14 protein-coding genes are annotated in these 20,406 nt (G+C 73.6%); 8 read left to right on the top strand and 6 right to left on the bottom strand.

All coding sequences use genetic code 11. The annotated features are described in order from the left end of the window. The first annotated feature begins 12 nt into the window (after nt 1–12). A complete protein-coding gene (locus ACFYPN_RS13690) occupies nt 13–4,737 on the top strand; it encodes a hypothetical protein (RefSeq protein ID WP_389298244.1) in 4,725 nt (1,574 codons plus the stop codon). Nucleotides 4,738–4,826: 89 nt separating this feature from the next. Here the strand turns inward: ACFYPN_RS13690 and ACFYPN_RS13685 are convergent, their stop codons facing one another. Beyond that, nucleotides 4,827–5,252 carry a hypothetical protein gene (locus ACFYPN_RS13685; RefSeq protein ID WP_358765700.1) on the bottom strand — a complete coding sequence of 142 codons (426 nt, stop codon included), beginning with the start codon at nt 5,250–5,252 and terminating at the stop codon, nt 4,827–4,829. 497 nt (nt 5,253–5,749) lie between these two features. On the opposite strand from ACFYPN_RS13685, the gene ACFYPN_RS13680 reads away from it, so the two are divergent. Genes ACFYPN_RS13680 through ACFYPN_RS13665 form a run of 4 tightly spaced genes read left to right on the top strand, consistent with a single transcriptional unit; the run spans nt 5,750 to nt 10,051 of the window. After that, a complete protein-coding gene (locus tag ACFYPN_RS13680; protein ID WP_358765680.1) occupies nt 5,750–8,578 on the top strand; it encodes a nitrate- and nitrite sensing domain-containing protein in 2,829 nt (942 codons plus the stop codon). Next, the gene (locus ACFYPN_RS13675) at nt 8,575–9,018 is read left to right on the top strand and encodes a roadblock/LC7 domain-containing protein (protein ID WP_358765681.1); all 444 of its coding nucleotides are present in this window, start codon (nt 8,575–8,577) and stop codon (nt 9,016–9,018) included. Before ACFYPN_RS13680 ends, ACFYPN_RS13675 begins: the two co-directional genes overlap by 4 nt. A 9-nt stretch (nt 9,019–9,027) precedes the next feature. Beyond that, on the top strand, nt 9,028–9,465 hold the full coding sequence (locus ACFYPN_RS13670; RefSeq protein ID WP_358765683.1) for a DUF742 domain-containing protein: 438 nt from the start codon (nt 9,028–9,030) through the stop codon (nt 9,463–9,465). After that, entirely contained in the window at nt 9,446–10,051 is a 606-nt protein-coding gene (locus ACFYPN_RS13665) for an ATP/GTP-binding protein (RefSeq protein WP_358765685.1), read from the top strand. The genes ACFYPN_RS13670 and ACFYPN_RS13665 overlap by 20 nt, the downstream gene beginning before the upstream one ends. 80 nt (nt 10,052–10,131) lie before the next feature. Here the strand turns inward: ACFYPN_RS13665 and ACFYPN_RS13660 are convergent, their stop codons facing one another. Both ACFYPN_RS13660 and ACFYPN_RS13655 read right to left on the bottom strand, forming a co-directional pair. Then, nucleotides 10,132–10,506 carry a DUF962 domain-containing protein gene (locus ACFYPN_RS13660; RefSeq protein ID WP_358765687.1) on the bottom strand — a complete coding sequence of 125 codons (375 nt, stop codon included), beginning with the start codon at nt 10,504–10,506 and terminating at the stop codon, nt 10,132–10,134. 82 nt (nt 10,507–10,588) lie between these two features. Then, nucleotides 10,589–11,395, bottom strand: coding sequence for a M15 family metallopeptidase (locus ACFYPN_RS13655; protein WP_358765702.1), 807 nt, complete (start codon nt 11,393–11,395; stop codon nt 10,589–10,591). A gap of 7 nt (nt 11,396–11,402) precedes the next feature. On the opposite strand from ACFYPN_RS13655, the gene ACFYPN_RS13650 reads away from it, so the two are divergent. Next, nucleotides 11,403–12,002, top strand: coding sequence for an NUDIX domain-containing protein (locus tag ACFYPN_RS13650; RefSeq protein WP_389298241.1), 600 nt, complete (start codon nt 11,403–11,405; stop codon nt 12,000–12,002). 61 nt (nt 12,003–12,063) lie between these two features. Here the strand turns inward: ACFYPN_RS13650 and ACFYPN_RS13645 are convergent, their stop codons facing one another. Beyond that, nucleotides 12,064–14,148, bottom strand: a complete 2,085-nt coding sequence (locus ACFYPN_RS13645; RefSeq protein ID WP_389298240.1) for a TIM-barrel domain-containing protein — start codon at nt 14,146–14,148, stop codon at nt 12,064–12,066. Nucleotides 14,149–14,523: 375 nt separating this feature from the next. Here ACFYPN_RS13645 and ACFYPN_RS13640 point away from each other — a divergent pair, with 375 nt between their 5' ends. Together ACFYPN_RS13640 and ACFYPN_RS13635 are read left to right on the top strand one after the other, a co-directional pair. Next, on the top strand, nt 14,524–16,500 hold the full coding sequence (locus ACFYPN_RS13640; protein ID WP_389298238.1) for an acetoacetate--CoA ligase: 1,977 nt from the start codon (nt 14,524–14,526) through the stop codon (nt 16,498–16,500). 124 nt (nt 16,501–16,624) lie between these two features. Beyond that, the gene (locus tag ACFYPN_RS13635) at nt 16,625–17,587 is read left to right on the top strand and encodes a hypothetical protein (RefSeq protein WP_389298236.1); all 963 of its coding nucleotides are present in this window, start codon (nt 16,625–16,627) and stop codon (nt 17,585–17,587) included. A 139-nt stretch (nt 17,588–17,726) separates the two neighbouring features. Here the strand turns inward: ACFYPN_RS13635 and ptsP are convergent, their stop codons facing one another. Beyond that, a complete protein-coding gene (gene ptsP, locus ACFYPN_RS13630) occupies nt 17,727–19,397 on the bottom strand; it encodes a phosphoenolpyruvate--protein phosphotransferase (RefSeq protein ID WP_389298234.1) in 1,671 nt (556 codons plus the stop codon). Between the two features lie 93 nt (nt 19,398–19,490). Beyond that, nucleotides 19,491–19,940 (bottom strand): PTS glucose transporter subunit IIA, encoded by a 450-nt coding sequence (locus ACFYPN_RS13625; RefSeq protein ID WP_389298233.1) that lies wholly within the window; start codon nt 19,938–19,940, stop codon nt 19,491–19,493. Between the last annotated feature and the right edge of the window lie 466 nt (nt 19,941–20,406).

Below are 20,406 nucleotides of genomic sequence, written 5' to 3'. Positions count from 1 at the left end.
GAGTCCGCCGCCATGTACGAGTTGTCCCGGGTCCGCCTCTACTCCATCGGACCGGCCGGTGCGCGCTACGCCGACACCGTTCTCGATCTGCGCGGCGTCGGAGCGCCCGTACCCGAACCCGCTCCGGCGCAGGCCGAGTTCTTCGAGGACGAACCGGTCGGACCACCGCGCCGGCCCGCACCCGCCGGTGTCCTCTTCCTGGAGAACGGCGGCGGCAAGTCCGTCCTGCTGAAGCTGATCTTCTCGGTGATGCTGCCCGGCCACCGCAACACCCTCGGCGGTGCCAGCTCCGGTGTGCTCCGCAAGTTCCTGCTCGCCGACGACTGCGGGCACGTCGCCCTGGAGTGGCAGCACACCCTCACCGGCGAGTGCGTCGTCGTCGGCAAGGTCAGTGAATGGCGCGGCCACCAGGTCTCCAACGACCCGCGCCGGTTCGCCGAGGCGTGGTACTCCTTCCGCCCCGGACCGGGGCTCAGCCTCGACAACCTCCCCGTGGCCGAGGCCACCGCCGTCGGCCGCCCCGCCGAAGGCGCCTCCGGCGCCCGGGGGCGGCGCCGCACCATGAAGGGTTTCCGCGACGCACTGACGGACGCCGGGAAGTTCTACCAGCACCTCGACGTCCACTGGGAAGAGATCCACGACCGGTGGAACGAACACCTCGGCGACCTCGGACTCGACCCCGAACTCTTCCGCTACCAGCGAGAGATGAACGCCGACGAGGGCGAGGCCGCAGGACTCTTCGCGGTCAAGAAGGACTCCGACTTCACCGACCTGCTGCTGCGGGCCGTCACCGACACCCGTGACACCGACGGCCTCGCCGACCTCGTCAGCGGCTTCGGGAACAAGCTCGGCCGCCGTGCCGAACTCACCGCCGAACGCGACTTCACCGCCGGCTCCGCCGACCTCCTCGGCCGGATCGTCGAGGCCACCGCCGCCCGCTCCCGCAGCCGGGACGTCCACGCCGGCGCGGAGCGCCGTACCCGCACCCTCGCGCGCCGCCTCTCCGCCCGCGCCGCCGAGGAACGCGGCCGTACCGCCGAACTGGCCCAGCACGTCACCGCCGCGGCCCACACCGTCACCGAGGCCGAACGCACCCGGGGCCACCGCGCCCTCGTCGCGGCCGAACTCGCCTACCGCAACGCCTCCCTCGCGCTGGCCGCCGCCGAGAAGTCCGCCGCCGCCCAGCGCCGCGAACTGGGCGACGCCCGCACCCTGCACTCCGCCTGGCAGGCCGCCGAGGCCGTGCTGCGCCACCGCGCCGCCGCCGACCGCTCGGCGCGCGTCGCCGTCGCCATCCGCGAGGCCGAACGCGACGCGGCGCCCGCGCTCGCCGCCCGCGCCACCGCCGCCGCCGACCTGGTGCGCGCCCTGCACACGGCCGCCGAGGACGGCGAACGGGTCGCCAACGAGGAGGAGGAGCGCTCCGACACCCTCCAGGCCGAGGGCGAGCGCGCCCACCGCGACGCCACCACCGCTGCCACCGAGGCCCAGCGCGCCCGCAGCGAGGCCGGCCACCTGCGTCAGCGCCTCGCCGAGGTCGAACAGGAGACCGCCGAGGCCGTCCGGGCGGGCTGGCTCGACGACACGGCCCCCGACGCCGACCCGGCCCGTGCCGCCCTCGCAGCGAGCGACGCCGAACAGGCCGCGGTCGCCGCCTGGGACACCGCCCGCGAAGCCGCCCGCTCCACGGCCGACCACGCCCGGGAAGCCGCCGCGGCCGAGAGCCGCGCCGAACTCGCCGCCGCCCGCGCCGCCGACGCCGCCAAGGCCGCCGAACAGACCTACGAGGACGAGCGCGCCGCCGCCGACGCCCTCGCCTCCGAAGGCCGTCTCGCCGACCTCCTCGGCCTGCCCTCCGGCGCCGGCGTGCCCCAGCCCCGCAGCGGTACCGGCCCCGACGGACCCCATGCCACCGCGCCGGACAGCGCCGTCACCTCCGCCGACGGCGGGTCCGCCGGGAGCGGCACGGACCGTCAAGTCGCCCTCGCCGACCGCCGCACCACCACCCGCTCCCTGACGACCGAGGAGTTCGACCGCAGCGCCGACGAACTGCGCGAGCTGCTCGACCAGAGCGTCGCGACCGCCGAACGCCGCCTCTTCGACCTGCGTACGGCCGCCGCCGACGACTCCCGCATCCTCGGCGCACTCGGCGACGGCGGACTGCTGCCGCCCGGCCCCGATGTACTGGCCACCGTCGAATACCTCGGCGAGCACGGCATTCCCGCCCTGCCCGGCTGGCGCTACCTCGCCCAGGCCGTCGACCCCGCCGACCATGCCGCCGTCCTCGCCGCCCGCCCCGAACTCGTCGACGGCGTCGTCATCACCGACCCCGGCGCCCACAGCCGCGCCCGCGAGGTCCTCGGCGGCGCGGCCCTGCTGCCCCGTTCCACCGTCGCGGTCGGCACCGCCGCGGCCCTGCTCGCGCCCGTCCCCGACGCGGGCAGTGGTACCGGCGGTGACGACGTGTTCCTCGTCCCGCCGAACCCGGCCATGCACGACGAACTCGCCGCCGACGAGGAGCGCCGGGCTCTGCGCGCCCGGGCCGCCGACCGGGACGAGGACATCCGCGTCCTCGCCGCCCGGCTGGCGGCCGACCGGGCCCTCGCCGCCCGCGTCGGCGCCTGGCGTGCCGACTGCCCGCCCGGCATGCTCGCCGAACTCGCCACCGCCGCCGCCACCGCGCGGACGGCCGCCGAGACCGCCGAGGAGGCTCTCGCCGAGGCCCGTACCGTCCGGGCCGAGGCCGACGAGGCGGCGGCCGACACCGCCCGGGTCCGCGAGGAGCGCCAGGAGGCCGCCCAGCGTGCCCGCCGCGTCGCCGACGCCCTGGCCGGCCTCGCCCACCGGCTCCGCGAACGCGCCGGCTGGCAGATCCGGCTCCGCGAACTCGTCGAGGAGGCAGCCGAATCGGAGGCCCGCGCCCAGACCCTGCTGGAGCGCGCCCGCGCCGCCGACGAGGACCGCAGGGCCGCCCAGCGCGCCGCCGACGACGCCCGCCGCACCGCCCGTACGCTGCGCGCCGAACGCGCCGAGATCGCGGGCGCTCCGGAGATTCTGCCCGAGCCGGACGAGCGCACCGCCCGCCAGGCGCTGCCCACCCTCCGCGAGGCCTACCGAGCCGCCTCCCAGCTGTACGAGAAGGTCGGCGTCGGCGCCGACCTCCGCGCCGAACAGGCACGGGCCGAGAGCGACGAGAGCGCCGCGCTCTCCGAGCTCGACCGTCTCAGCAACAAGGTGCGCACCCGCGCCGCACAGCTCCTCGAAGGCACCGACGGCGCCGACGGCCCCTCCCGGCAGGCGGCGGCGGCCCGCGCCGAATCGCTCGTCCAGCTCCTGGAGACCCGCGCCTCCACCGCCAGCGAGCAGCTGGGCAGGCTGCGCGGCGAGGCCGAACGCCTCGCTCCCGAGAACGAGTCACCGCACCACACCGAACTGGCCGGGGAACTCGTCCCGGCCGACGCCGAAGAGGCCCGGACCCTGCTCCGCACCGCGACCGGCGAACTCTCCGCCGCCACCGCGGCCCTGGACACCGCACGAGCCGCGCACGCGGAGCTGCTGCACGCCCACCGGACCGCCGAGGACTCCGCGGGCGGCTTCGAGGAGACCGCCGCCCTGCTGCGCGACCTCCTGCGCGACCACGGCACCGAGGACGACGGCGAGGCCCCCGAGCCCCACTCCGGCACCCTCGACGAGGCCCGGACCTCCGCCGCCGAGGCCCGCCGCTCCCTGCGCGGCTGTGCCGCCGACCTCTCCGCCGCGGAGAGCGCGGTCAGGGAGGCGAGCGACATCCTCGTACGGCACGCCAACTCCACCCGCTACGAGCAGGTACGCACCCCCGCCCGCCAGCAGATCCGCGAACTGCCGGCCTCCGCCCTGCCCGAGCACGCCCAGAAGTGGGCGGACGCCTTCGCCCCCCGGCTCCGCGTCCTCACCGACGAACTCGCCCAGCTGGAACGCAACCGGGACTCCATCGTCGACCGGCTGCGCGGCCTGGTGGAGTCGTCCCTCGCCACCCTGCGTTCCGCACAGCGGCTGTCCCGGCTGCCCGAAGGACTGGGGGAGTGGTCCGGGCAGGAGTTCCTCCGCATCCGCTTCGAGGAACCCGACCAGGCCACGCTGAGCGAGCGTCTCGGAGAGGTCATCGACGAGGCGACCCACTCGGCCCTCAAGAAGAACGCCGACCTGCGCCGCGACGGCATGTCCCTGCTGCTGCGCGGGGTCGAGGCGGCGCTCCGGCCCAAGGGCATCGCCGTGGAGATCCTCAAGCCCGACGCGGTGCTCCGTGCCGAACGCGTACCCGTGGGACAGATGGGGGACGTCTTCTCCGGGGGCCAGCTGCTCACCGCGGCCATCGCGCTGTACTGCACCATGGCCGCGCTCCGGAGCAACGACCGGGGCCGCGACCGGCACCGGCACGCCGGAACCCTCTTCCTGGACAACCCCATCGGTCGCGCCAACGCCACGTACCTGCTGGAGCTCCAGCGCGCGGTGTCGGACGCGCTCGGCGTCCAACTCCTCTACACCACCGGGCTGTTCGACACGACGGCACTCGCCGAGTTCCCCCTGGTGATCAGGCTACGCAACGACGCGGACCTGCGCGCCGGGCTGAAGTACATCAGCGTCGAGGAGCACCTGCGCCCCGGACTGCCCCAGCAGGACCCCGAGGAGGAGACCGTGCACGGGGAGATCACGGCCACCCGGATGTTCAAGCGGAGCACCGAGCAGGCCGGCGGCTGACCGCGCGACCGGGCCGGTCCTCCGCAGGGGACCCGGCCCGGTCCCGCGGCACGTCCTTACGCCGGCGGTCGCACCGGACGGTCCCGGCCTCACACCGAGGTGAGCCTGCTCCCCCTCGCGCGGTGCCCGTGCCGTTCTATGCCGGCGCCGCCCTCGCCCGGGGACCGGCGTTCCGCGCGGCGGGCCCGTCGGCGTTCGCGTCGCACCTGCCGCGCGGTGCTGCTCGGCACCGACACCACACCGTGCCGCTGGTTCCACACCTGGCGGGTCACCCAGACGTCCAGCACCGACCAGGTCGCCCCGACCGTGCCGGCCACCGCGCCGAGCGCCATCGGGAAGGCGAGCCAGGATCCCGCCAGCGTGCACAGGAACGCCACCATCGCCTGGATCAGCGTCAGCGACACGATCATCACGGCGCGCACCGCCGCCGTGCGCACAGGATCGGGCATCCGCCTGCGATCCGCAGGCTCCTCCACCCACAACTGCCGAGGCACGCGCACGTCCCCTGCCGGCATGGCGTCGACCGACCCGACGTCCCGGCCTTCCCTAGTGCTCAAAGGACCTTCAACTCCCCACCGCTGACCGACTTGAGGGTGACTGCCCGGCCTGCCGCCGCTCTACGCGGATCGGCCGGGCCGTCCGCACGGCAAACCCTGCGGTCCTGCCGCACCAGCCTCCGGCGTGACTCCTGCCCCGTACGCATGGACGAATACGTGGGTAGGGATATTCCCGCGAGTTGGCAACGAGTCGCCCGGCCGGGGGTCACGAAACACGTTTCCGGCCAAGTGTCCGGTAGCTGATTTCCGGGTCTCCGACGTGTGTGTTTCTCCCGCATACCGAGTTCCGTGTCCGGAAAAGCGGGAGCGATTCGCGTCAACTCCGTGCGGGAAGGCCGAAAACCGCCCGGACGATCCTTCGAGTTGTCAGAGTGTCGGTAGTAGGCTCGCGCCGTTTGCAGACGCGGAACCGACGGACACACCTCCGTGTGCGGGGGGTCGAGCTGGGGGAGGCCATGCGCTTTCGCGGTAAGTCCATCCGCAGGAAGATCGCGGCACTGCTCCTCGTGCCCCTCGTCTCCCTCACCGCGCTGTGGGCGTTCGCCACCTATGTGACCGGGCGCCAGGCGAGCCAGATGATGGACGCCGGCTCCCTCGTCGAAAAAGTCGGTCATCCGCTGGAGCAGGCGGTCCGCTCCCTCCAGGACGAACGCCGTCAGACACTCGTCTTCCTCGCCGACCCCCGGGCCTCCGACGCGCTGCCACTGCTCCGCCGCCAGCAGGCCATCACCGACCGTACGGTGGCCGAGATCAGGGACGGCGCGGCCCGCGACGACATCCGCGGCGAACTCGGCAGTGACGCCCAGGGCCGTCTCGACGCGGTGGTCAGCGCGGCCGACGGCCTCCCCGCGCTCCGCCAGTCCGTGGAGAACCGCGGTATCACCAGGTTGCGCGCGATGGACTTCTACGACCGCCTCGTGGATCCCGCCTACCGCTTCCTCAACGGCCTGCGCACCATGGAGCACGTCTCCCTGGACAAGCAGGTCCGCGCGCTCGTCGGCATCTCCCGGGCCCGCGAACTCCTCTCCCGCGAAGACGCGTTGGTCGCCTCCGGACTCCTCACCTCCCGTCTCACCGATGCCGATCTGCGCCAGGTGGCCGCCCTCGTCGCCCAGCGTGAACTGCTCTACCAGGTCAACCTGGACATGCTCCCCGGCGACGAACGCCTGCGCGTCGAGAGGTTCTGGGCCAGTCCCGAGACCGAACCCCTGCGCACCGCCGAGAAAGCCCTCATCACCGGTGGCGAGGCACGCGACCGCGCCGGGATCGACACGGCCCGCTGGCAACGGGCCGCGCCGCCCGTGCTGGACCGGCTGGCCAACGACTACACCGAAATGACCAACCGCTTCCAGGACCGCGCCGAACCCGCCGGCTACCGGGTGCTCGTGCTCGCGGGCGTCGCGGGGGTCCTCGGCTTCCTGGCCCTGCTCGTCTCGGTATTCGTCTCGGTACGGATCGGCCGCGAGCTGGTCCGTGACCTCTCCCGGCTCCGCAAAGAGGCCCACGAGGCGTCGGGCGTACGCCTGCCCGGCGTCATGCGCAGGCTCGCCGCGGGGGAGCAGATCGACGTGGAGACCGAGGCCCCGCACCTGAGTTACGAACCCGACGAGATCGGGCAGGTCGGCCAGGCGCTCAACACCCTCCAGCGGGCCGCCGTCGAAGCCGCCGTCAAACAGGCGGACATGCGGCGCGGTGTCTCCGAGGTCTTCGTCAACCTCGCCCGCCGCAACCAGGTGCTGCTGCACCGCCAGTTGACCCTGCTGGACGCGATGGAGCGGCGTACCGAGAGCGACGAGGAACTCGCCGACCTCTTCCGCCTCGACCACCTCACCACCCGCATGCGCCGGCACGCGGAGGGACTGGTGATCCTCTCCGGTGCCGCACCGTCCCGCCAGTGGCGCAAACCGGTCCAGCTGATGGACGTGGTGCGCGCCGCCGTCGCCGAGGTCGAGGACTACGAGCGGATCGAGGTCCGCAGACTCCCGCGCATCGGCGTCGGCGGACCCGCGGTCGCCGACCTGACCCACCTGATCGCCGAACTCCTGGAGAACGCCACCGCGTTCTCCCCGCCCCACACCGGCGTACAGGTGCACGGGGACCGCGTCTCCAACGGCTTCACCCTCGAAATCCACGACCGCGGACTCGGTATGACACCCGAGATCCTGCTCGACGCGAACCTGCGGCTCGCCGAGACCCCCGACTTCGAACTCTCCGACACCGACCGGCTCGGCCTCTTCGTCGTCAGCCGGCTGGCCCAGCGCCAGAAGGTGCGGGTCTCGCTGCAGAAGTCTCCATACGGCGGCACCACCGCGGTCGTCTTCATCCCCGCCAACCTGCTCACCGAGGCGCCGGAGACGCAGGGCACCGGGTTCCGGCTCGACCGCAGGACCGAGCGCGCCCTGCCGGGGTCCCGCTCCGAGCAGAAGGCGGCCGCCGCGCCCCCGCTCCCGGCCGGACCGGGCGGCGGCATCCCGATCGACGGTCCCGTGGAACTGGAGGCCCCGATGGGGCCGCGCGAGCGCGCCGCCTTCGAGCGCGACCGCGACCGGGCGCTCGACCCGGCCCTCGCGCCCGTCCTCGGCGGTCTCGGCGATCTCGAGGACAGCGACAGCGAACGCGGCGGCCTCTTCCGCGCCCGTGCGGCGCGGCGGGGTGAAGAACAGGAGCAGCACCAGCAGGCGGGGGACGAGCACGGGGGACCGGTGCCGCCGGTACGCCCGATGCGCTTCGACGGACCGGCGCCGCTGCCGCGCCGCACGCCACCGGCACTCGTCACCGAGCACGGCCGCCGCATCGGCGCCCCCCGGTCCGGCGGCCCGACCCGCTCGGTCCCCCGGACGTCCGACGCGGCCCCGGTGCCCGCTCAGGCACCCGTTCCGCCCAGGGCCCCGATTCCGGCGCAAGCCCCGATCCCGCCCCGGGCTCCGATTCCGGCGCAGACACCGGCTCCGGGCACGGCACAGACTCCGCCCGCCGCGCCCCCGCAGCAGGACGCCGAGCCCGTGACCGTGCGGGTCATCGACACCGTCGGCGGCCTGCCCAGGCGCATCCGCCAGGCGAGCCTCGTACCCCAGCTCCGTGAGGAGGCGGAGGGCCGCACCGAGCAGGAGCAGGAGGCCCCCGCGGCCGGAGGCGACGACATCCAGCGCGAGGCCGAACACGTCCGCGACCGCATGGCCTCGCTCCAGCGGGGCTGGCAGCGCGGGCGCCGGCAGAACGCAGGCGAGCCGACCGACACGGGCGACTCGGACCCAGGAAAACCACCGGGAGGGGACGGTCGATGACCGCACCGCACGCTGCCGCACACGACTCCGAACGCAGGGGGTCCGGCGAACTCAACTGGCTGCTCGACGAACTCGTGGACCGCGTGTCCAGCATCCGGCAGGCCCTGGTCCTGTCCCGGGACGGGCTGGCCACCGGCACCTCCCGGGACCTCAGCCGGGAGGACGGCGAACACCTCGCCGCCGTCGCCTCCGGCTTCCACAGCCTGGCCAAGGGCGTGGGCCGGCACTTCGACGCCGGCCAGGTGCGCCAGACGGTCGTGGAGCTCGACGAGGCGTTCCTCTTCGTCACCGCGGCCGGAGACGGAAGCTGTCTCGCCGTGCTGGCCGATTCGGACTCCGACGTCGGCCAGGTGGCGTACGAGATGACGCTCATGGTCAAGCGCGTGGGGGCCCACCTGGTCAACGCACCCCGTACGTCCGGTACCTCCGCCGGAGGGTGAGGGGATGGCATGAGCGCAGACCCGGCCCGGGACGCCGACCCCGGATCGCCGGCCGCCGCCTCCGGCGTCCGGCCCCTGCCCTGGTTCGACGCGGACGCGGAGCCGGCCGTGCGCCCGTACGCGATGACCCGCGGACGCACCGGCGGCGCCGTCCGCCTCCGGCTCGACCTGATAGCGGTCGTCGTCCCCGAACCCGCCGCCGACGACCCGGACAGGGACGCCGCCCTCTCCCCGGAACACGTGGAGATCGTCGAACTCTGCTGCGCCGTGCCCCAGTCGATCGCCGAACTCGCCGCCGGCCTGGACCTTCCCGTGGGAGTGGTACGGGTGTTGGTGGCCGATCTCGTCGAGGAGGAGCTGGTGCAGGTGACCCGACCCGTTCCGCCGGCCGAGCTGCCGGACGTGAACCTTCTGCGCGAGGTGATCAATGGCCTTCGGGCGCTCTAGCCGCCGCAAGCGGGCCGTCGCGCCCGTCACCCTGAAGATCCTGGTGGCGGGCGGGTTCGGCGTGGGCAAGACGACGCTGGTGAGCGCGGTCAGCGAGATCAGACCGCTGCGCACCGAGGAGCACCTCACCGAGGCCGGGCGGCCCGTCGACGACGTGTCAGGGGTGGAGACCAAGCGGACCACCACCGTGGCGATGGACTTCGGGCGCATCACCCTCCGCGAGGAGCTGGTGCTCTACCTCTTCGGCACTCCCGGGCAGGAACGTTTCTGGTTCCTCTGGGACGAACTGGCCCAGGGCTCCCTGGGCGCGGTCGTCCTCGCCGACACCCGCCGTCTGGAGGAGTGCTTCGCCGCCGTGGATTACTTCGAACGCCGGGCGATCCCGTTCGCCGTGGCCGTCAACTGCTTCGAGGGCGCCGAGACCTTCCCGACCGGCATCGTGCGGGCCGCCCTCGATCTCGGGCCCGAGACCCCGGTCCTGCTCTGCGACGCCCGCGACCGGTCCTCGGTCCGGGACGTCCTCGTCGAACTCGTCGAACACGCGCTGGCCCGGACCGGGCGGCTCCGGGAACCGGCCGGCACCTGAGGCGCCCCTCCCGCGTGCCGCTCACCCGGCGGCGGGGCGCTCCGCGTTCTCCGCCAGACACCCAGGGGGTGTCCGGCGGATCATGGCCGCACGCTCCGCCCTTCCCGACCTCGATCCGCCGAGGACCACTTCGCCGCGGTCTCCGCCAGCTCGGCGTCCCGCCCGGCGAGCATCGTCAGGATCATCTGTGCGTCCCCGCGCAGCGACCAGGCGGGGTGGCCGAAGGTGGCCGGGTTGTTCCCCTCGATCAGGAAGTGCGCCGGCCAGGCCGTCCCGTAACCGATCAACGGCAGCGCCGCCGCGTACCGTTTCCGGCCGCGCGCCAGCCCGTACGCGGTGATCGCCAGCCCGGTCAGGGTCCCGGTCAGATGGACCCAGCGGGTCGCGGCCCTGGAGTGCATCGCGACGTAGTAGGGCCAGAACTCCTCGTACGAATCGAACGTCTGCTGCGTCATAGGGGCAAGGTAACGGCTCCCGCGGCGCCGGGAAACGGCCCCGGGGGAAAAGGCCGGACCGGCGGAGAGGCGAACCCGGCTTTCAGTGGCCCGCCACCGAGCGCCGGTCCACCGGAAAATCGAAATACGTGGCCGGGAAGAGTTCCGGGGTGAAGGTGTAGTGCCACCACTCCTCGGCCAGGTTGACGAACCCCAGACCGGTGAGCGTGGTCTTGAGGAATTGCCGGTTGGCCCGCTGGATGCCCTGGACGCGCGGATCGTCGGTGTGCGACAGCGTGTCGAAGCAGTCGTAACCCGTTCCCATGTCCACCGAGTCGTCGGGGAACCGCGCGTCCCGGGGGCCGTAGCAGGGGGAGAGCGGCTCGCCCGGCCGGTATGTCCTCGTGGGTGCCGCGGGCAGTCTCACCAGCGTCAGATCGACCGTGCTGCCCCGGCTGTGCCCTGACTTCTCCGCGATGTAGCCGTCCTCGAAGAGCCGCGACTTGTCCACCCGGGGGTAGAACTCGCCCTTCATCGCCTGGTCGTCGAGGTCCTCGGCCCAGCGCACGAAGTGGTCCACCGCCCGCTGCGGGCGGTAGCAGTCGTACACCTTCAGGGAGTAGCCCTCACGCAGCAGCGCGGTCTGCGCCCGGTGCAGGGCTTCGGCGGCGGGGCGGGTCAGGACGCAGACCGGCTGCCGGTACCCGTCCACCGGGACACCCATGAAGGTGTGCGGGGTGGCGTAGCGGATCTCCTCGATGATGGTCGGGTCGACGGAGCGCAGCGCGACGAACCCGTCCGGCGCCTTCGGTTCGGGCCGTGCCTGCGCCGCCGGGGTGGACACGGTCGCGGCGAGCAGCGCGCAGGCGGCGACGGAGAGGGCGCGGAGTGCGGTGCCGAACGCGGTCATGGTTGTCATGGGCACATCGGTATCAGGTTCCGGCCCCCCGGGGGAAGCGCCGTCCGATACAGTCCGGCCCGTGTCCGAGCCCACCGTGCCGCCCGTACCCGACTCCCACTGCGCCGCCTGCGGAGCCCCGTACGCCGCATCCGTACTCCACGCCGACGCCTGGCCCCGCTCCTGCGCCGCCTGCGGTACGACCGCCTACCGCAACCCGCTCCCCGTCGCGGTCGCCCTGCTCCCCGTCACCGACGAGGCGGGCGGGGGCCTGGTCGTCATCACCCGGACCATCCCGCCGCACCCCGGCCGCCTCGCCCTCCCCGGCGGCTTCATCGACCGCGGGGAGGACTGGCGGCACGCCGTGGTCCGCGAACTCCGCGAGGAGACCGGTGTGGAAGCCGCCGCGGGCCAGGTACGCCTCGCCGACGCGCTCAGCTCCCCGGACGGCCATCTGCTCCTCTTCGGCCTCCTCCCCGCCCGTCCGCTCCGCCGGCTCCCGCCGTCCGTACCGACCGACGAGACCGCCGGATACGACGTGCTGCGCACGCCCGGGGAGCTGGCGTTCCCCCTGCACACCGAGGTCGCCCACGCCTGGTTCGCGGGCCGGTACCGCTGAGCCGCCGACACCGGCCGCCCGACATCACAGCAGGCCGGCCGACCGGTCCCATGTCCTGCGGTCACACGCCCCGCACCCGGACCGGGTACGGCACCGCTCCGGGGTGGCCTTCCCGCTCCACCACCACCCGGCCGTCCTCCCACCGGGCACGGAAACGTTCCACCACGGGCTTTCCCCGCCCCGTGCCGGCGCTCCGCACCAGCACACCGCCACCACGGCGCCCCGGGCGCGGCGCCCAGACCTCCAGTTCCGTCCCGCCGTCCTCGCCCCGCACCGGAATCACCACCCCCGCCCGCGCCAGCACCGGAATCCGCGACAGCGGCGCCTCCACCGCCACCCGTCCGGGCCCCTCGTACGTGCGGCCCGTCACCGTGTCGTACCAGCGGCCGTGCGGCAGCCGTACCGTCCGCCGGACCGTGCCCGGCTCCAGCACGGGCGCCACCAGCAGCCCGTCACCCAGCAGGAAGGCGTCCTCGCACTCCCGCAGCCCCCGGTCGCGGGGAGCGTCCCACCAGACCGGCCGTACGTACGGCGCGCCGGTCAGCCGCGCCACGTACGCCAGCGTCACGAAGTACGGACCCAGCCGCTCCCGCTCCAGCAACGCCGCCCGGACGTGCCCCAGCACCTCCTCGCCGGGCTCTCGTCCCTCGCCACCACCGCCCGCGCCCGACCCGGCCCGGACGCGGAACAGCGGCAGCCGCGCACCCAGCTGGAGCCCTCGCAGATACAGCTCGGACGAGCCGGAGTCCCCGAGAGCGCCCATGTCCGGGCCCGCGTACGGCACCCCGCACAGACCGAGCCCGACCACCGTGGCCAGCACCGCACGCAGTCCCGGCCAGCCGTCCGCCGCACCACCGGCGACCGCGCCGCCGTACCGCTGCGCACCCGCCCGGACCGGCGACGAGGAGAGCTGGAAGGGCCGCTCCCGTGGGCGAGGGACCGAGGGCGACTCCTCCGGATCACGCCAGACCACGGCCCGCCGCGCATCTCCGACGCCGCTCACGTCCGCCCGCTCCTCGCGAGCGGCGGTCTCCGCCGGCTCCTGCCGCGGGGGCCCGGCCGCGACCAGCCGCACCCCATCGGCCCGCAACTCCGCCGCGAGCCGGGCGAGACCGGCCGGCTCCGAAGAGCCGACCCCCTCACCGCCCACCAGATGAAGGGCGGTCAGCGGCAGCCCCCGATCGCGGTGCCCGGCCACGATCCGCCGCACCCCCCGCTCGCCCACCCCCTCGTCCACGGCGAGCTGCGGCCCCAACGCCCAGGGCGGCGGCAGCGCCGGCGCACCCGTGAGAGCCGTCCAGCCACGCAGCACCCGGGCCGGTGTCCCCGCCACCGCCCAGCACCGCAACGGCCCGCCGTCCACCCGGACCTCGCTCCCGCCCGGCCGGTCGTGCCCCGAACCCGCGCCCTCCTCACCCTCACGGATGGTCATCCGACCCGCCCCCGAGCTGTCGTAGAACACCAGGTGCGTCCCCGCGTCCGAGACCACGAACTGCACCGGCATCACCGGTGCCGACGGGTTCCCGGCCGCCCCGTGCCCCCGGCCGGGCCGCTCCGCACCGCCCGTACCCGCCCCGCCCAGCGGGTACGTACCGCTCCGCAGCCGAGGGCCCGACGGCGGACCACCGAGCCCGAAGAACCGTGCGTCCGCGGGGAGCTCCGCCCGCTGCACCCACCGCACGGGGCCACCGTCCGCGGCCTCCCACCAGCGCGGCGGCAGCTCCCGCCGCAGCGGCACTCCACCCGGCGTCCGCAGCTCCACGGCCCCGTCGCGCGACACCGACACCGTCAGGCGCTCCGACACCACCTGCCAGCCCCCGTCCGTGCCGGGCTCCAGCCGCGCCCGCGGATCGGGCGCCGGCTCCGTACCCGGCAGACCATGGGAAGGAAGCCTCCCGGCCCCGTCCCAGGCCCAGAACACCGCTCCGCCCGCCGCCACCCGGATGCTCAGCTCCGAACGGGCGAACCGCACCACACCGCCCCCCGGCCCGGGGTCTGCGCCCAGCAGCGGTCCGGGGACCCTGGCCAGTTCCGGACCCCGCTGCCCCGGCGCCGAGGAGTCCCCGCGCCACGACCTCCAGGCCGTCCGCAGGCCACCGACCGAACCCATCAACTTCACCGAGCGCACCAGGTCATGACCGTCCATGGCGCTCACCTTGCCATCAGTCGAATCGGGCGAGCGTCTCGTTCAACTTCCGTTCACCCGGGCCCCGGCGGGAGTACACACACGCCCCGGCCCGGAGGATCGCGCGTGCCCGTCCCGCGACGCCGCGAGCCGACCCAAAGCGAGCCCCAGGTGGTGTCCGGCGGGTCATGGCCGGGGTCCCGACGCCCGGCACGGCGCCCTGCGACGCACCGCGCGGGACGCCGCGCCACTCCCGGCCTTGATCCGCCGGACACCACCCTGGTGCCGGGGACGATCACATGGCATCGTCCTCAAGGGCGGCCGCTCACGCGCACCACCCCCTGCCCGTGAGCGTCGGACGCCCACCCCGCGCACCCGTCAGCCAGGAGCCGCCCGATGACCGCAGCAGCCGACGAGACACCCCTCTGGCAGCCCGATCCCGGACGCGTCGCCGCCGCGGCCGTCACACGCTTCCAGAACTGGGCGGCCGAACACCACGGAGCCCCCGCCGAAGGGGGCTACCCGGCACTGCACCGCTGGTCCGTCGAGGAACTCGACACCTTCTGGGCGGCCGTCGCCGAATGGTTCGACATCCGGTTCTCCACCCCGTACGAGACCGTCCTCGCCAACCGCTCCATGCCCGGCGCCGACTGGTTCCCCGGCGCCACCCTCAACTACGCCGAACACGCCCTGCGCACCGCCGAGGACCCCCTGCGCGCCGACGCCCCCGCCCTCTTCCACGTCGACGAGACACAGGCCCAGGCAGTGATGAGCTGGTCCGAACTCCGCCGCCAGGTCGGCTCCCTCGCCGCGGAACTGCGCACTCTCGGCGTCACCCCCGGCGACCGCGTCAGCGGCTACCTGCCGAACATCCCGCAGGCGGTCGTCGCCTTCCTCGCCACCGCCGCGGTGGGCGGGGTCTGGACCTCCTGCGCCCCGGACTTCGGCGCCCGCAGCGTCCTCGACCGCTTCCAGCAGGTCGAACCGGTCGTCCTGTTCACCGTCGACGGGTACCGCTACGGCGGCAAGGAACACGACCGGACCGCCGTCGTCACCGAGCTCCGCCGCGAACTCCCCACCCTGCGCGCCGTCGTCCACGTACCGCTGCTCGGCACCCCCGCCCCGGAAGGCACCCTCGCGTGGGCCGACCTCACCGGCGGTGACACGGAACCCCGCTTCGAACAGGTCCCCTTCGCCCATCCGCTCTGGGTCCTCTACTCCTCCGGCACCACGGGACTGCCCAAGGCGATCGTGCAGTCCCAGGGCGGCATCCTGCTGGAGCACTACAAGCAGCTCGGACTCCACTGCGACCTCGGCCCCGAGGACCGCTTCTTCTGGTACACCTCCACCGGCTGGATGATGTGGAACTTCCTCGTCTCCGGCCTTCTCACCGGCACCACCGTCGTCCTGTACGACGGCAGCCCGGGGCACCCCGACATCAACGCCCAGTGGCGCGTCGCCGAACTGACCGGCGCGACCTTCTTCGGCACCTCCGCCGCCTACGTGATGGCCTGCCGCAAAGCCGGTGCCCACCCCGGGCTCGACCTGGACCTCAGTCGCGTGCAGTGCGTGGCCACCACCGGCTCGCCCCTGCCCCCCGACGGGTTCCGCTGGCTGCACGACGAGATCACCGAAGACCTGTGGATCGCCTCCGTCAGCGGCGGCACCGACATCTGCAGCTGCTTCGCGGGCGCCGTCGCCACCCTCCCCGTCCACACCGGCGAACTCCAGGCGCCCTGCCTCGGTACCGACCTCCAGTCCTGGGACGCCGACGGCGCGCCACACCTGGGGGAGGTCGGCGAACTCGTCGTCACCGCCCCCATGCCCTCCATGCCGCTGCGCTTCTGGAACGACCCGGACGGCAGCCGCTACCACGACAGCTACTTCGACACGTACCCCGGCGTCTGGCGCCACGGCGACTGGATCACGATCACCGGGCGCGGCTCCGTGATCATCCACGGCCGCTCCGACTCCACCCTCAACCGCCAAGGCGTACGGATGGGCTCCGCCGACATCTACGAGGCCGTCGAGCGGCTGCCTCAGATCCGCGAATCCCTCGTCGTGGGCATCGAGCAACCCGACGGCGGCTACTGGATGCCGCTCTTCGTCCACCTCGCCGACGGCGCCGTACTCGACGAGGACCTGCGCACCGCGATCGCGCACACGCTCCGCGAGAACCTCTCCCCGCGCCACGTACCCGACGAGGTCATCGAGGTGCCCGGCATCCCGCACACCCTCACCGGCAAGCGCATCGAGGTCCCCGTCAAGCGGCTCCTCCAGGGAACCCCCCTGGACAAGGCGGTCAACGCCGGCTCCGTGGACGACATCGGCCTCCTCCGCTTCTACGCCGACCTGGCCCGCAGCCGCCCCTGACACGAGCCGACCTGCCCCGCGGACGCCCGCCGCCGATACGGGGCGTCACCGGACCGCCCGTTGTCAGACCCCCTGGTTACGCTGAGTGAGCAGAGTTCGACCGTACCCAGGGGGAGCAGCACTCATGAACCGCACCGGACGTAGCGACCGCGAGGACCGCCCGACCGACAGCACCCGCCGCACCCGGCGCACCGGAGACCCGGCGAACCGGCGGCCCCGGGCCGGCCGCCGCGCCCTGCGCCGCGAAGTACCCGGCACGGTCGGCGTCCTGGTCGACCCGCAGGACTTCGCCGCGATGCGCACCTACCGCACCTTTCCGTTCGACGACCACGCCTCCTACCTCCGCGAGGTGGAAGGCCTCCTCAAAGGGTTCGAGGCCGAGGGGCTCCACACCAGCCTCGCGCTCTTCGACCCGGCGGAGTTCGGCGCGTTCTGCGCGGAACACCGGCTCGATCCCGACAGCGCCGACGCCCGCACCCGCTTCACGGCCGAGATCGCGGCCGCCGGCGCCACCGTCCCCTACACGGGGCAGCCGCTCGACCGGCTTCTCCCGCTCCTCGTCTCGCGCGTCGTGCGTCGCGCGACCTGGGAGTACGCCACCGTGCTCCTGGCGGAGCTCGGCGCGTGCGCGGAGTGCGGCCAGGACATCGGCGGGGCCGCGTTCGACCGGGCCTCGCACCTGTTGCTCCGGCTGCTGGAAGCCGCCGGAGCGGGCACCCACCATCTCGTCTGTTCCATCCGCTCCACCGACGACCGGCTCCTCGCCGTCCTCCACACCCGGCAGGACGGCCGGCGGCCGCCCGTCCTCTCACCCGCCGAAGGGACCGAGCTGGCGACCGTGCTCGCGGTGGGGATCGCACTGGAGGCACCCGGGGGAGTCGTTCTGCGCACCACCACCCCCGAAGCGCCCGACCGCGTCCACGGCTGGCGGCTCGACCGCGGCAGCCTCCTCCCGCTGACGGCCGGTGAGGTTTTCTCCGCCTACTGCACCGACGCGGGGACCGGCGAACCGGTCGGCCCCGAACCGGGCGTGGACTACCGCGCGGGATTCGACATCGGAGCGGAGGAGCCCCGACCCCACCACTGACGGGCCCCGCCACTGACGGGCCCCGCCACTGACGGGCCCCGCCACTGACGGGCCCCACGCGCAGGGGCTCCCCGCCACCGCGGCGGGAAGCCCCTCGCGCCGTCGCGTGTCCCTGCCCCACACCCGCCCGCGAGCACACTTACGCGCCCTCCAGCACCGCCCGGACCGCGCTCCGCGCGTCCTCCGCGGAGTCCGCGGCCCGCGCCGCGGCGGCGGCACGCTCGCACTGCGCCAGCGTGTACCGCGCGAGCGTCGCCCGTACGTAAGGGAGCGACGCCGCTCCCATCGACAGCGAAGTGACACCGAGTCCGGTCAGCACACACGCGAGCAGCGGATCGGCAGCAGCCTCACCGCAGACCCCGCAGCTCCTTCCTTCGGCGCGCGCCCCCTCCGCCGACAGGGCCACCAGGTCCAGGAGCGCCGGCTGCCACGGGTCCTGCAACCGCGACACTGCGCCCACCTGCCGGTCGGCGGCGAAGGTGTACTGCGCCAGGTCGTTGGTGCCCAGCGAGAGGAACTCCACCTCCTGGAGCACCGAGCGGGCCCGCAGCGCGGCGGACGGGATCTCCACCATCGCCCCGACCTTCGCCCGCAGCCCCGCCTCGCGGCAGGCGTCGGCGAAGTGCTTCGCGTCGATGCGGTCGGCGACCATCGGCGCCATGACCTCCAGCTGGGCCGACTGCCCCTCGGATGCCTTGGACAGCGCCGTCAGCTGGGTGCGCAGGACGTCGGGATGGTCCAGCAGGGTGCGCAGCCCCCGCACGCCGAGGGCCGGGTTCGGCTCGTCGGCGGGAGTGAGGAACTCCAGTGGCTTGTCCGCTCCGGCATCGAGCACCCGGACGACGACCCGGCCCTCCGGGAAAGCCTCCAGCACGGCGCGGTACGCCGCGATCTGCTTCTCCTCGGACGGCGCCCGCTCACTGTCGTCCAGGAAGAGGAACTCCGTGCGGAAGAGCCCGATGCCCTCCGCGCCCGCCTCCACGGCCGCCGGCACGTCGCCCGGACCGCCGATGTTGGCCAGCAGCGGCACCCTGTGCCCGTCCGACGTGGCGCCCGGCCCGCTGGAGGCGGCCAGCGCCGCCCGGCGCTCCGCCTCCGCTCTCTCCAGGGCGGCCTGCTTCTCCGCGCCGGGTTCGACGAAGACCTCGCCGGTGCCGCCGTCGACCGCCACCGTCACGCCCTCGGCCAGCTCGCCCGCCCCGGGCAACGCGACCACGGCCGGCACGCCGAGCGCCCGCGCCAGGATCGCGCTGTGGCTGGTCGGGCCGCCCTCCTCGGTGACGAAGCCGAGCACCAGTGCCGGGTCGAGCAGCGCGGTGTCGGCCGGAGCCAGATCGCGCGCGATGAGCACGTACGGATGGTCGCTGTCCGGCACCCCGGGCATCGGCACCCCGAGCAACCGCGCCACGATCCGGTTGCGTACGTCGTCGAGGTCGGCGACCCGCCCCGCGAGGTACTCCCCGGCGTTGGCCAGCAGTGCGCGGTAGGCGGCGAAGGCGTCGTAGAGGCCACGCTCCGCCGTACTCCCCTCGGCGATGCGCCGCTCCACGTCGGCCATCAGTTCCGGGTCCTGCGCCATCATGGCCTGGGCTTCCAGCACCCCCTGCGCCTCGCCGCCGGCGAGATTGCCGCGCGCGATCAGGTCCGCCGCGACGGCGTCCACGGCCTGGCGGGCGCGCCCCTTCTCCCGTTCCGCCTCCTCCGGAGGGACCTGCCTGACCGGCGGTTCCAGGACCGCCGTCCCCATGTGCCGGACTTCGCCGATGGCCACCCCGTGGCTCACGCCGACACCTCTCAGCGTTGTCTCCATGTCACCCGTCTCCGGTTGTGCGGCGGTGGAACCCCCGCGGTGTACGTCCGACTGGCACGTCATGCTCGTCAGCCCCGTCGAGGACAAGCAGGGTTACTGCCAGTCGAAGAGGGTGCCGCCCGCTTCCACCCCGCCGGACTTCCGGACGTCCGAGAGAGAATCGGCCGTGGCCTCCAGGGCCACCACGGGGCAGATAGGGGACTTCCCCGCCGCTTCGACGTCGACCGGGTTCCACCGCACGACAGCTTGCCCCCGTGTGACGGTGTCCCCCTTGTTGATGAGGAGCTCGAACCCCTCCCCGTTGAGCTGGACGGTGTCGATGCCCAGGTGCGTCAGTACGCCGTGCCCCTCGCGGTCCACCACCACGAACGCGTGCGGATGCAGGGAGACCACGACGCCGTCGACCGGCGAGACCGCCTCGCCGGGCTCTCTGACGGGGTCGATGGCAGTGCCGGGCCCCACCATCTCGCCGGAGAAGACCGGGTCGGGGACCGCGGCCAGTCCGATGGCCTGTCCGCTGAGGGGGGACGAAACGCAGGTCATGGTGCCTCCGGGAGGTGGAGCTGGGGCGTACCGGCTCGATCGCCACCCCGGGGTACTGTCGCGGGACGGCGTGCTCCTCAGCAGAGTAAGTCATGTCATGTCATAGTTCCGCCCGAGATATCCCGTTTGGCTGACGTAGTAGCGCGCGGGAGCGATTTGCCTCGTCTCCCGGCGAGGCTGTACTGTCGTAGATCTGCCTGGCCCCACCGCGACTTCGAGTCCCGGGGTCGGCGGAGACTCTCCATCAGCACCTGCCCGGATCGGGCTTCCGCATGCCTGCGGGGGCCGGGTCAGAGGGAAAGGAATTCCCTGATAGAGTCGGGTTCGCCGGAAAGGGAAACGCGAAAGCGAAGAACTGGAAAGCGAAAACTGCTTGACCCGCTTCGACCGGGAATCGGACATGAAAGTGTCTGATAGAGTCGGAAACGCAAGAACGAAGGGAAGCGCCCGGAGGGCCCCGGTGAGA

This window comes from Streptomyces sp. NPDC005576 (assembly GCF_042871745.1).
Classification (GTDB): domain Bacteria; phylum Actinomycetota; class Actinomycetes; order Streptomycetales; family Streptomycetaceae; genus Streptomyces.
The sequence above is the reverse complement of the archived record's forward strand: the minus strand, read 5'-3'. Positions and strand labels throughout refer to the sequence as shown.

Coding starts and splice junctions, on each gene's coding strand:
- ACFYPN_RS13670 (WP_358765683.1), top strand. CDS start 9,028: ATGAGCGCAGACCCGGCCCGGGACGCCGACCCCGGATCGCCGGCCGCC.
- ACFYPN_RS13650 (WP_389298241.1), top strand. CDS start 11,403: ATGGGCACATCGGTATCAGGTTCCGGCCCCCCGGGGGAAGCGCCGTCC.
- ACFYPN_RS13660 (WP_358765687.1), bottom strand. CDS start 10,506: ATGACGCAGCAGACGTTCGATTCGTACGAGGAGTTCTGGCCCTACTAC.
- ACFYPN_RS13675 (WP_358765681.1), top strand. CDS start 8,575: ATGACCGCACCGCACGCTGCCGCACACGACTCCGAACGCAGGGGGTCC.
- ACFYPN_RS13635 (WP_389298236.1), top strand. CDS start 16,625: ATGAACCGCACCGGACGTAGCGACCGCGAGGACCGCCCGACCGACAGC.
- ACFYPN_RS13685 (WP_358765700.1), bottom strand. CDS start 5,252: ATGCCGGCAGGGGACGTGCGCGTGCCTCGGCAGTTGTGGGTGGAGGAG.
- ACFYPN_RS13640 (WP_389298238.1), top strand. CDS start 14,524: ATGACCGCAGCAGCCGACGAGACACCCCTCTGGCAGCCCGATCCCGGA.
- ACFYPN_RS13655 (WP_358765702.1), bottom strand. CDS start 11,395: ATGACCGCGTTCGGCACCGCACTCCGCGCCCTCTCCGTCGCCGCCTGC.
- ACFYPN_RS13645 (WP_389298240.1), bottom strand. CDS start 14,148: ATGGACGGTCATGACCTGGTGCGCTCGGTGAAGTTGATGGGTTCGGTC.
- ACFYPN_RS13690 (WP_389298244.1), top strand. CDS start 13: ATGTACGAGTTGTCCCGGGTCCGCCTCTACTCCATCGGACCGGCCGGT.
- ACFYPN_RS13680 (WP_358765680.1), top strand. CDS start 5,750: ATGCGCTTTCGCGGTAAGTCCATCCGCAGGAAGATCGCGGCACTGCTC.
- ptsP (WP_389298234.1), bottom strand. CDS start 19,397: ATGGAGACAACGCTGAGAGGTGTCGGCGTGAGCCACGGGGTGGCCATC.
- ACFYPN_RS13625 (WP_389298233.1), bottom strand. CDS start 19,940: ATGACCTGCGTTTCGTCCCCCCTCAGCGGACAGGCCATCGGACTGGCC.
- ACFYPN_RS13665 (WP_358765685.1), top strand. CDS start 9,446: ATGGCCTTCGGGCGCTCTAGCCGCCGCAAGCGGGCCGTCGCGCCCGTC.